The organism is Glycomyces algeriensis (assembly GCF_027622855.1).
Taxonomy (GTDB): Bacteria; Actinomycetota; Actinomycetes; order Mycobacteriales; family Micromonosporaceae; genus Glycomyces; species Glycomyces algeriensis.
On the sequence record NZ_JAPZVR010000016.1, the window covers coordinates 91401 to 102621 of the forward strand.

At 71.1% G+C, this 11221-nt stretch carries 10 protein-coding genes; 7 read left to right on the forward strand and 3 right to left on the reverse strand.

Going from position 1 to position 11221, the window contains the following annotated elements:
• Positions 1–13 precede the first annotated feature (13 nt).
• Entirely contained in the window at positions 14–1120 is a 1107-nt protein-coding gene (locus tag O2L52_RS21405; RefSeq protein ID WP_270118106.1) for an NAD(P)/FAD-dependent oxidoreductase, read from the forward strand.
• A gap of 94 nt (positions 1121–1214) precedes the next feature.
• On the opposite strand, the gene O2L52_RS21410 is transcribed toward O2L52_RS21405, so the two are convergent.
• On the reverse strand, positions 1215–1700 hold the full coding sequence (locus O2L52_RS21410; protein WP_270118107.1) for a MarR family winged helix-turn-helix transcriptional regulator: 486 nt from the start codon (positions 1698–1700) through the stop codon (positions 1215–1217).
• Between the two features lie 56 nt (positions 1701–1756).
• On the reverse strand, positions 1757–2914 hold the full coding sequence (locus tag O2L52_RS21415; RefSeq protein WP_270118108.1) for an MFS transporter: 1158 nt from the start codon (positions 2912–2914) through the stop codon (positions 1757–1759).
• 117 nt (positions 2915–3031) lie between these two features.
• Here O2L52_RS21415 and O2L52_RS21420 point away from each other — a divergent pair, with 117 nt between their 5' ends.
• The 4 genes from O2L52_RS21420 to O2L52_RS21435 all read left to right on the forward strand — a co-directional run bounded on the left by O2L52_RS21420 (position 3032) and on the right by O2L52_RS21435 (position 7012).
• The gene (locus tag O2L52_RS21420; RefSeq protein WP_270118118.1) at positions 3032–3343 is read left to right on the forward strand and encodes an ArsR/SmtB family transcription factor; all 312 of its coding nucleotides are present in this window, start codon (positions 3032–3034) and stop codon (positions 3341–3343) included.
• Positions 3344–3562: 219 nt separating this feature from the next.
• Complete coding sequence (locus tag O2L52_RS21425) at positions 3563–5281, forward strand: cellulase family glycosylhydrolase (protein ID WP_270118110.1); 1719 nt, start codon at positions 3563–3565, stop codon at positions 5279–5281.
• A 283-nt stretch (positions 5282–5564) separates the two neighbouring features.
• On the forward strand, positions 5565–6389 hold the full coding sequence (locus O2L52_RS21430; protein WP_270118112.1) for an SAM-dependent methyltransferase: 825 nt from the start codon (positions 5565–5567) through the stop codon (positions 6387–6389).
• An 80-nt stretch (positions 6390–6469) separates the two neighbouring features.
• A complete protein-coding gene (locus tag O2L52_RS21435) occupies positions 6470–7012 on the forward strand; it encodes a hypothetical protein (RefSeq protein WP_270118113.1) in 543 nt (180 codons plus the stop codon).
• A 45-nt stretch (positions 7013–7057) separates the two neighbouring features.
• Here the strand turns inward: O2L52_RS21435 and O2L52_RS21440 are convergent, their stop codons facing one another.
• A complete protein-coding gene (locus O2L52_RS21440; RefSeq protein ID WP_270118114.1) occupies positions 7058–8809 on the reverse strand; it encodes a hypothetical protein in 1752 nt (583 codons plus the stop codon).
• 207 nt (positions 8810–9016) lie between these two features.
• On the opposite strand from O2L52_RS21440, the gene O2L52_RS21445 reads away from it, so the two are divergent.
• Entirely contained in the window at positions 9017–9652 is a 636-nt protein-coding gene (locus O2L52_RS21445) for a LysE family translocator (protein ID WP_270118115.1), read from the forward strand.
• A 177-nt stretch (positions 9653–9829) separates the two neighbouring features.
• On the forward strand, positions 9830–11122 hold the full coding sequence (locus tag O2L52_RS21450; protein ID WP_270118116.1) for an extracellular catalytic domain type 1 short-chain-length polyhydroxyalkanoate depolymerase: 1293 nt from the start codon (positions 9830–9832) through the stop codon (positions 11120–11122).
• Positions 11123–11221: the final 99 nt, after the last annotated feature.

Below are 11221 nucleotides of genomic sequence, written 5' to 3' on the forward strand. Positions count from 1 at the left end.
GAGAGGGAACGACATGACGCAGCAGGGGAAGACCGTGGCGATCGTCGGCGGCGGGTACGGCGGGGCCGCCCTCGCCAAGGCGCTGGACGAGCACGCCGACGTGGTCCTGATCGAGCCCAAGGACGCCTTCGTCAACGCCGCCGCCTCACTGCGGGCCCTGACGCAGCCCGAGCAGTGGGCCGAGCGCCTGTTCTACCCGTACGACGCGTTCATCAAGCGCGGCAAGCACCTTCGCGAGTACGCCTCCGGCGTGGACGAGCGGGGCGTCACCCTCGCCTCCGGGGAGCGGGTCGAGGCCGACTACATCGTGCTGGCCAGCGGCTCGGGCTACCCGTACCCGGCCAAGACCCGCACCGACTCGACCGACGAGGCCCTGGCGCACTTCAAGGAGACCCACGCCGAACTGGCCGGGGCCGACCGGGTGCTCATCGCTGGGGCCGGGCCGGTGGGCCTGGAACTGGCCGGTGAGATCAAGGCCGTCTGGCCCGAGAAGCGGATCACCATTGTGGACCCGTCCGACGAGCTGATGCCCGGGTACGAGCCGGAGCTGCGCGCCGAGCTCCACTCGCAGCTGGACAAGCTCGGCATCGAGGTGCGCCTGGGCGTCACCCTGGACGACGAGCCCGCCGTCGAACCGGGCCGGACCGGGACCGTGGCGGTCACCGCGAACGGCGAGCCGATCGAAGCGGACATCTGGTTCCGGGCCTTCGGGATGAGCACCAACTCCGGCTACCTGCGGGACGGCATCGCGCCGCTCAACCGGCGCGGCCAGCTGCCCGTCACCCCGACGCTCAATGTGGAGGGCCACGCGCACGTGTACGCCATCGGCGACGTCACGAACGTGAACGAGGAGAAGCGCGCCGCGGCGGCCGGGAGGCACGCGGACGTGGTGGCCGCCAACATCATCGCGCAGATCAACGGCGAGCAGCCCGCATCGGTGTACGAGCCCTCGCCCGTGCGGGTGGCGATCGTGCCGCTCGGCCCCGAACTCGGCGTCGGCCAGATGCCCTCCGAGAACGGCCCCGTGCAGCTGCCGCTGGAGTCGGTCATCGAATGGAAGGGGCGCGATCTCATGGTCGGCTACTTCGACCAGGCGTTCCGACTCGTCCCCGCCCAGTAGGACTCCCCCGTCCGCCTGATCGTCATAGGACGGGGAAGGCCCCCGCCGCGCCGCGGCGGGGGCTTCGTCGTGCGTGCGGCAGGCGCTGCGCGCCTTACGACTCGGTGCAGTCCTTCGCGGTCGGGCAGCCCGAGTCGGTGAAGACCACCGGCACGTGATTGTCCGCGACCACCCGGGTGAGCAGGCCGGCCAGGACCTCCTGCTCGGCGGCGCTCAGCCCGAGCGGGAGGTCGGCCACCCGCTTCGTGGTCTCGTCGTGGAACTCCTCGGCGAGCTGGGCGCCCTGCTCGGTGAGCGCCACGCGGAACGCGCGGCCGTCACCGGGGTCGGCCTCGCGGCGCACGAGGCCGCGCTTCTCGCAGCGGTCGACCAGGCCCGAGATGCTCGACTTGGCCAGGCCCAGGGTCTTCGCGAGCTCGAACATCCCGAAGGGCCGCTGGATGAGGACGCACAGGAGCTGCGCCTGCTGCACCGTGAGGTCGAACTGCCGGACCGAGTCGGAGTACACCGTGTCGACGAGGAACGCGGTCCGCACCAGAGCGGTCCCCATGCCCATCGACGCTCCCGTGTTCTCCTCCATGGATCAAGCTTACCCGCAGGCCACGACCGGTACCCGGTGTCGTCGGCCACCGCGGTTCACGCCGCGGCGGGCTGCGGGGCGGGCGTCTTCGCGCGGACCATGGCGATGGTGAGCGCAAGACCCGCGATGCCGATGACCGCGCCGACCGGGCCGAGCGCCGCGACCGGGAGCCAGTTGAGGCTGACGCCGCCCACGAGCCCGCCGAACGCGATCCCCGCGTACAGCGCCGAGGAGTTCAGTCCGATCAGGACGATCGCGGCCTCGGGGTGGCGGGAGACGAGCCGGTGCTGCTGCGGCACGATCGCCATCCAGGCCACGACGCCGAACGCGAACGAGATCGCGATGGCGGCCGCGAGGTTCGCGAACGCGAAGGGCGCCAAGCCCAGCAGGCCGACCATGACCGCCTGGACGATGAGCATGAGCCGGGCCGGGCCGAAGCGGTCGGTGAGCCGCCCGGCCAGGTGGTTGCCGATGACCGCGCCGATGCCCTGCGCCAGCAGGATCGCGGTGAGCAGCGTCTGCGAACCGCCCGTGGCCTCCTCGGCCGCCGCACCGAAGTAGGTGTAGAGCGCGTACCCCGAGGCCAGGACCAGGGCGGTGGTGGTGACGATGCCCAGCACCGCCTTGTCGCGCAGCGGGGCCAGCCGCGCGGCCAGGCCCGCAGCGGGGGCCGTGAGCGACGGGAGCAGCGCGGCGATCCCGGCCGCGGCGAGGACGCCGAGCCCGGCGACCGCCCACAGGGTCAGCTGCCAGTCGACGGCGGCGAGCAGGGAGCCGAGCGGCACGCCGAGCGCAGTGGCCGCGGTGAGCCCGCCCATGACGACGGCGAGGTACCGCCCGCGCCGCTCGGGCGGGGCGATCGAGGCGGCGATGGCGCTGGCCTGCGGGGTGATCAGGGCCGCGCCGAGCCCGGTGACGATCCGCGCGGCGATGGCGAACGCGTAGTCGTCCGCGACGGCGAACGCGGCGTTCCCGATGACGAACACCGCGAGCGCCGCGAGGAGGACGGTGCGGCGGTCGAGCGCGGCGGTGAGGGCGCCGAGGACGGGGGCGGCGAGGGCGTAGGTGAGGGCGTAGACGGTGATGAGCTGGCCTGCGGCGGCGGTGGTGACCTCGAGGTCGGCGCTGATCGCGGGCAGGAGTCCGGTGATGACGAAGGCGTCGGTGCCGACCGCGAACGCGGCGGCGACCAGCGGGATGAGCCTGCGGTCCATGGGGGTTCCTTCAGTTTGATGGTTGGGTGAGGATCAAACTAAGTGATGGTTGGATGGTTGCGCAACCATCCGACAGCGGACTATGCTGGCCGCGTGAAGGAAGGCCAGGTGACTACCATGCGTGAGCTGCCTCACCCCGCGACGGAGGACATCCGGCTGCCGGAGGTCATGCACGCGTTGAGCGACGAGGTGCGGCTCGAGCTCGTCCGCCGGCTCGCGGACGGCGTGGAGGGCAACTGCACCTTGCTGTCCGGTGACATCGAGATCCATAAGTCCACTTTGTCCCACCACTACCGGGTCCTGCGCGAAGCCGGCGTCACCCGCACCAGAGTGGACGGCCGCGACCGCCACATCCGGCTCAACCGCGAGGCGCTCGACGGCCGCTTCCCGGGCCTCCTCGACTCGGTGCTGCACGCCCTGCACGCCTGAGCAAAGCATCGGAACGCTCTGTCACACACCCCGTGACAGGGAGTTTTTTTGTTGCCACAGGCGATCAAAAGGTTGACATGCGCCGATGCCGCTGCAATCATTGCCGCAGCGTTTCGACCCCGCAATACGGGATCTTCCCGGCAATTTTTCGTCCGACGCGCCCGCAGTGGAGGCCGACCCGGCATGCCCTCCCGCAGGGCGCAGAAAGAGTGGTCACCCTTGCGACGCAAACCGATCAGGCTCATCGCGGCCCTGGTGGCGGTGGCGGCGGCAGTCGCCGCCGCGCTCACCGTGCGAACCGCCTTCGCCGAACCCGAGACCCCGCCGGAGGACGGCGCCGCCGTCCAGCTCGGCGCCGAGGCCACGGTCGCGGCCATGCAGCCGGGCTGGAACCTCGGCAACTCGCTCGACGCCGTGGGCGAGGACGAGACCGCCTGGGGCAACCCGCGCATCACCCCTGAGCTGCTCGATTCGATTCGGGCCCAGGGCTTCAACTCGATCCGCATCCCCGTCACGTGGTCGGCCCACCAGGCCGAGACCGGCGACTACGCGATCGACGCCGCGTACCTGGCCCGCGTCCAGGAGGTCGTCGACCTCGCGCTCGAGGACGGCTTCTACGTGCTCATCAACATCCACCACGACTCGTGGCAGTGGGTGAACCAGATGCCGACGCGGCACGACGAGGTCCTCGCGCGCTACAACGCGGCATGGACGCAGATCGCCGGGGCGTTCGCGGACGCCCCGCCGGAGCTCGTGTTCGAGAACATCAACGAGCCCCAGTTCGCCGACGTGGGCGAGGAGGAGGGCGACGCGCTCCTCAACGAGCTCAACGAGTCCTTCCACGCGATCGTGCGCGGCTCGGGCGGCGTGAACGCCCAGCGGCTGCTGGTCATCCCGACGCTGCACACCAGCAGCGAGCAGGCGCGCCTGGACGCGGCCGCCGCGAGCATCGCGGCCCTCGACGACCCGATGATCGCCGCCACCGTGCACTACTACGGCTACTGGCCCTTCAGCGTCAACGTCGCCGGGTACACCACCTTCAACGAGGAGGTGCGCGGCGACATCGTGGCGGCCTTCGACCGGGTCAAGGCCACATTCATCGACCAGGGCGTGCCGGTCATCCTCGGCGAGTGGGGCCTCCTGGGCTTCGACAAGCACACCGGTGTGATCGAGCAGGGCGAGAAGCTGAAGTTCTTCGAGTACCTCGGGTACTACGCGAACGAGGTCGGCATGACCACCATGTGGTGGGACAACGGCCAGCACTTCGACCGCGGGTCCCACACCTGGAAGGACCCGGACCTGTTCGCGCACGTCGCGGGCGCCTGGGCGGGCCGCTCCGGGACCGCCGCCTCCGACCAGGTGTACGTCCCGGCGGGCGAGGCCCCGGCCGCGGCGGCCGTGCCGCTCCAGCTGAACGGCCTGGAGTTCGCCGGCGTCTTCAACGGCGACACCGAACTCGCCGCGGGCACCGACTACACCCTGGACGGCGAGCAGCTGACGCTCAGCGCCGGACTCCTCGCGTCCCTCGCGGACGGCGCAGCGCTCGGCGAGCGGGCCGTGCTCGAGGTCCGGTTCTCCTCGGGCGTCCCGTGGAAGCTCCACATCATCGCCTCGACGGCACCGGCGGTGCAGGACGCGACCGGGACCACGACCGAGCTCGCGGTCCCGGTGGCGTTCAACGGCGACCAGCTCGCCACGATGGAGGCCGTCTACCCGGACGGGACCCCCGCGGGCCCGCAGGACTGGACCGCGTTCAAGGAGTTCGCGGTCGCGTTCACCCCCGACTACGAGGCCGGCAAGATCGTGCTCCCCGAGGCGTTCTTCGCCGCGGTGGACGACAATGCGACCGTGAACCTCACCTTCCACTTCTGGAGCGGGAAGACGATCGAGTACACGGTGGAGCGTTCCGGCACCGTCGTGACGGGAAGCGCCGCTTAGCGACCCGCCCTATGTAAACAACTGCGCTCGCGGGGCGCCCGGTCGCCGGGCGCCCCGTTGCGCACCTGGAATGGGAGCGTTTCTCGAGGTTGCGGGGGTGCGACAGGCTGCCACGACCGGTGTGCGGCGACTCGTGTTCGGGCACCCGATGGGCTAGTCTGGACCGACGTCCGCACCGGTGAAGCAGCCGCTCGCGCGCGCCGGCGCCGAGCGCGACGCGACTGCCCGGAGCGTTGCCCCGCCTCCCCCCGCCACCTGCCCATTCAGTGCCGATTGGATAGTTTTGAACGACGCAGCACCATGGCCGCCGCCGGGGATCGACCCCAACGTCCCCTCCACCGCGCGGGTCTACGACGCCGCGCTGGGCGGCAAGAACAACTTCAAGGCCGACCGCGAGGCCGTCGAGGTCTTCGCGCGCAAGATCCCGCAGGTCCGCGAAGCGACCCGGCTCAACCGCGACGCGCTCATCCGCGGCGTCCAGTACCTGGTGCGCGGCGCCGGCATCGACCAGATCCTCGACATCGGGTGCGGCCTGCCGACCGAGCAGAACACGCATGAGGCCGCGCAGGAGATCAACCCGGAGGCGCGGGTCGTCTACGTGGACAACGACCCGATGGTGCTCTCCCACGGCCGCGCGCTCCTGGCCGACAACCGCACCACCACTGTGGTCACCGCGGACCTGCGCGACCCGCAGGCCATCCTCGCCAACCCGGAGGTGCGCGCGCACCTCGACTTCGACCGGCCGATCGCGGTGGTCATCGTCGGCATGATCATGCAGATCCACGAGAACGAGAAGCCCGACGAGATCATCGCCACCCTCATGGAGCCGCTCGCCTCCGGTTCGCACCTGTTCCTCACCGCCTGGCCCGACACCGGCGACCCCGCGCAGCTCGGGCTCTCGCAGGGGTGCCTCGAGACGCTCGGCAACGGCTGGATCAGGCCGATCGAACGCCTCGAGCGGCACTTCCAGGGCATGCCGATGGTCCCGCCGGGGCTGGAGTACGTGTCCCGCTGGTACCCCGAGGAGCCGGGCCGGGAGGTCCCCGCGTTCGAGGACTTCGAGCCGTACGAGCGCACGCAGATGGCCGGTATCGCGGTCAAACCCTGACGAGGCCCACAGGCGAGGCGGCGGCGGCCGAGCCGTAGATTGGTACCGCGCAGCGTGTTCGAGAAGAGAAGAGACCGCCTATGCCCATGCTCGAGATCCGCCGCCACAGCAAGCGCAACGGGGACGAGGCCGTCCACCTCTCCCAGGAGGGGGTCGAACTGGCCCGCTGGTCGGGAACGCTCATGGGGCCCTTCGAAGTCGTCGCCGCCAGCGTCGCCCCGCGGGCCCGCGAGACGGCGATCGCCATGGGATTCGCGGTGACACTGGAGTTGCCCACCCTCCCCAACGTCAACGGCTTCCTGCAGGAGTCGCAGGCGGCGACGTACGACGTCGGCGCCCCGTTCACCCGGCTCGCGCGGCTGGTGAACCGGCGCGGCAGCACCGCGTCCGACTACGCGCACGCGCTCGCCCGGCAGTGGTCGGACCTGATGGCGCCCTTGGGTCCCGGTGACGCGGCCCTGGTGATCGGCCACGGCGGCCACATCGAGTGCGGGCTCGTGACGCTGTTCCCGGAGGCGAACCACGACGAGTGGGGCGCGCTGTTCGGGTACATGGAAGGCGCACGGCTGCACTACGACGCGGTCGCCCGCCGCTTCCACGACATCGAGTTCGTCCGCAGCTAGAGCAACAGTGACGGGGCCGGCGTTCGCCGGCCCCGTTCACTGCGTTCAGTCCTTGCCGACCCTGATCGCCAGGCGCGGCAGGTACCAGACCGCGGCGGCCGCCGCGGCGAGCAGGGCGACGATCAGGATCGGGATCGGGAAGCCCAGGGCCACACCGGAATGCTCGAACTCGAGGTGCTCCAGGGCGGTGATCATCGGGCCCGAGGACAGCATGTCCTGAAAGGTCAGCTGCTGCCAGAACAGGTCCTGGCCGTTGACGAGCAGCAGCGCCAGCCCCATGAGGCCGGTCATCGGCCAGGCCGCCTTGAAGAACGCCAGCCGCGCCTCGCCGGGCTCGGCGCCGTCGATGAGGGCCGCGCGGCGGCGGTCCTCCAGGCCCCAGAACAGGGCAGTGAAGACGAACAGGAGCGGGACCGCGATCCAGGCGCGGGGCGGGAACGACCCGATGACCATGTACTCGCCTTCGCCCGCGACGGCTTCCAGGTTCGCGGCCCCCAGCGGGCCGGACCCGATGAACAGCCACGGCGCGAACGCCAGCAGCAGCCAGCGCGAGGCGCCTCCCAAGGGCCGCAGGGCGCCCACGGCGTAGCCGCCGATGGCCGCCACGGGCAGTGCGACGGCGGTGGTGATGAGCGGCGGGCCCCAGGTGCGGCGGATCGCGAGCCACAGGTCGGCGCCTTCGCGGGTGTCCTCGCCGAAGCGGGCGAGCCAGGGCAGGAGGAACGAGCCGACGGCGGCGAGCAGGAGCACGAGCGCGGCGATGCCGACGACCGCGGCGGACCGGGTCGGTGTCGGGTCGACCGGGTCGGGGCTGACGTCGATCCGGGTCCGGGCGGCGGCGAACACGAGCGCGGCGCCGAGGCCGAGCGCGGCGAGGATCGCCATGAGCAGCACCGATTTCGCGCTGGACAGGCCCGGGGAGATCCCGGAGTACAGGCCTCTGAAGATCTGGGCGACGGGGGTCTCTGCGTCTTGCGGCAGGCCGCTGACGACGCTGTAGGCGAAGGTCTGGAGTCCGGCCGCGGCGGTGGCGAACGCGGCGAGGCAGGCCGTGACGAGCAGGGCGGGCTTCCCGGTCGCGTTGCCGCGCAGGGCGGCGAGTCCGGCGATGACGCCGAGGCCGAGCACGACGCCGGCGATGAGCCCGGGCCAGTCCCACAGGCCCGCTTCGCGGTCGCCGCCGGCGACGATGCGGTCGATGACCCAGGCGACGGAGAGGGCGGCCGGGGCGAAGGCGACCGCGGCGAGGGCCCAGACGACGGTGGCGGTGGTGCGCAGGCGGCGGCCGCCGCGGTGGATGAGCCAGGCGGCGAGCGGGGCCAGGACCGCGCCGGCGAGGACCATCATGGCGATCGGCCCGGCGAGGTCGGCGAGGCCTGCGGTGAAGGCGCCTTCGGCGGCGACCTCGTCGTAGTTGGCGGTGCCGATGGTCTCGGCGGAGCCCAGGACGCTGAGGCCTTCGATGCGGCTCAGCTGGACGGTGCGGATCGTGGGCAGCAGGTAGGCGTTGACGAGGGCGATCAGGGGCACGGCGAGGAGGACGAAGCCGAAGACGGTGCGGGCGGTGTCGCCCTGCGCCTGCAGGAGTGTCGCGTAGGACCGGTCGAGGTCGGCCTGCGTCGGCCGCCGTTCGGTGCCTTGCGGGGCTTGGGGTTTGGGGAGGGCGCCGGTGGTGCCGGTGCCGCCGCGGCCCGGGGAGGCGGGGCGGTTGGGCGCGGGCAGGTACTGGGGCGCGATGCGGGCGGGGACTGAGCGGGAGGACGGGGGCGGTCCGCCTGCTCGGGGCGGTTGGTCCATGAACACTCCTGTGTGGATAAAGGGTGGGAGGTCATGAAAATTATGCTCCACGTCACCTGGCGGAAATCAAGCGGGCACTGGCACCTGAGCGTGACCTTGGGCAGGTCAGTGGTACATCACATGTCATGCGTGACGCGCTATTCCCGAAGTCGGTGGGGGCCCGCCTAATGAGTTGCCGCCGTTGGGCCCGGGTGCTTTGATCGAGGCATGCCAAGCACCGCGCAGTACCTGGGGTTCGTCGTCGCCTCGCTCATCCTGATCCTCATCCCCGGGCCGTCGGTCATGTTCACCGTCAGCCGGGCCCTCGCCTACGGCCGCACGCAGGCGGTGCTCACGGCCTGGGGCAACGCGATCGGCACGTTCGCCGCCGCGACCCTCGCGGCGGTCGGCCTGGGGGCGCTCATCCAGGAGTCGGCGCTGGCGTTCGCGATCGTGAAGTACGCGGGCGCGGCGTACCTGGTGTTCCTGGGTGTCAAGGCGCTCCGGGACCGCAAGGGCCTGATGGCCGGGCCCGAGGACGAGGCGGGGAGCCCGAAGCGGGCGCTGGCGACCATGGCGGAGGGGTTCATGGTGGGGATGCTGAACCCGAAGACGATCCTGTTCTTCCTGGCGATCCTCCCCCAGTTCGTCAACGCCGGGGGCGGTTCGGCGACGGTGCAGATGCTCCTGCTGGGCGCGACCTTCGCGGCGCTCGCGGCGGCGTGCGACACGGTCTGGGGCCTGGTGGCCGCGGCCGCGCGCGACGTCTTGCGCCGCCCGCGCCCGAGGCTGATCCTGGCCCGCACCGGCGGCACGGCCCTGATCGGCCTGGGCATCGCGGCGGCGGCGGGCGAACGGGCCTGACGCATCTTGGGGCCGAACCGCCTTGGGAGCGCTTGCATATAGAAGTTCATGGATATATAGTGTGTGGACCCTCAGGCGATCCCCATCGTTTCTGGGCTATGCGGCCCTGTTCCTCGGGCCGTCACGACGCCCCCGGCAGCGTCAAGAGAGGACCCCATGCCATTCACCCTCCCCCGCGTGCGCAGAGGACTGATGGCCGCGGCGGCCGCGGTGTTCGTCGCCGCGGCCGCGATCCTCGCGGTCATGATCCCGCAGCCCGCCAGCGCCGCGTCCCTCACGCGGGTCGCGAACTTCGGGAACAACCCGAGCAGCCTCGAGATGTACCTCTACGTGCCGGACAACGTGGCCCCCGAGCCGGCGATGGTCCTGGGCATCCACTGGTGCACGGGTTCGGCGAACGACTTCTACAACGGCACCGAGTGGGCGCGCCTGGCCGACCAGTACGGCTTCATCGTCGTATACCCGTCGGTAACGCGCTCGAGCAAGTGCTGGGACGTGGCCTCCGCGGCCTCGCTGAGCGGCACCGGATCCGACTCGGTCGGCATCAAGTCCATGATGGACTGGACTATCGCGGAATACGATGTGGACACCGACCGGATCTTCTCGACCGGCATCTCCTCGGGCGCGATGATGACCAACGTGATGCTGGGCGTCTACCCCGAGGTCTTCGAGGCGGGCGCGGCGTTCTCCGGCGTCCCCTACACCTGCTTCAGGACCGGCAGCACCTCCGAGTGGAACTCGGAGTGCGCGCAGGGGCGGGTCAACCGCACACCCCAGCAGTGGGGCGACGAGGTCCGGGCGACCAACCCGGGCTACACCGGGCCGTGGCCGCGCATGCAGATCTGGCACGGCACCAATGACGACGTGCTGTTCTACCAGAACTTCCAGGAGCAGGTCGACCAGTGGACGAACGTCCACGGCACCGACCAGGCGCCCGAGCTCTCGGACACGCCGCAGGCGAACTGGAACCGGACCCGCTACGGCGGCACCGGGACCCAGGCGCCGGTGGAGGCCATCAGCCTCCAGGGGGTGGGCCACAACCTGATGGCGAACGGCATGGCGGCCAAGGCGCTCGCGTTCTTCGGGCTCGACAAGCCCGCGGATCCGTCCACCCCGGACACCAGCCCGAGCCCGAGCGACCCCGTCACGACGCCCACGGGCGGTCCCACGGGCGGGTGCTCGGCCGTGATCAAGGTGGTCAGCAACTGGTACTCCGGTTGGCAGGCCAATGTGGACGTCACGGCGGGAAGTGCCGCGATCAGCGGCTGGAAGCTCACGTGGACCTGGCCGAGCGGGCAGACGATCTCGAGTTCGTGGAACGCGGGCGTGACGTCCGCGGGCTCCACGGTCACGGCCGAGGACGTGGGCTGGAACGGTTCGGTCGCGGCGGGCCAGACCCGCACCTCCAGCTGGGGCTTCATCGGCACCGGCACGGCGGCCACACCGGCGGTGACCTGCACACCGGCATAACTCCCACCCCACCGAAGAAGCGGGGCCGCGGTCGCTTGGGCGATCGCGGCCCCGCCGGTCTACCGGGCGGTCGCCGTGGGCCGCCGGCGGGCCCGGCGG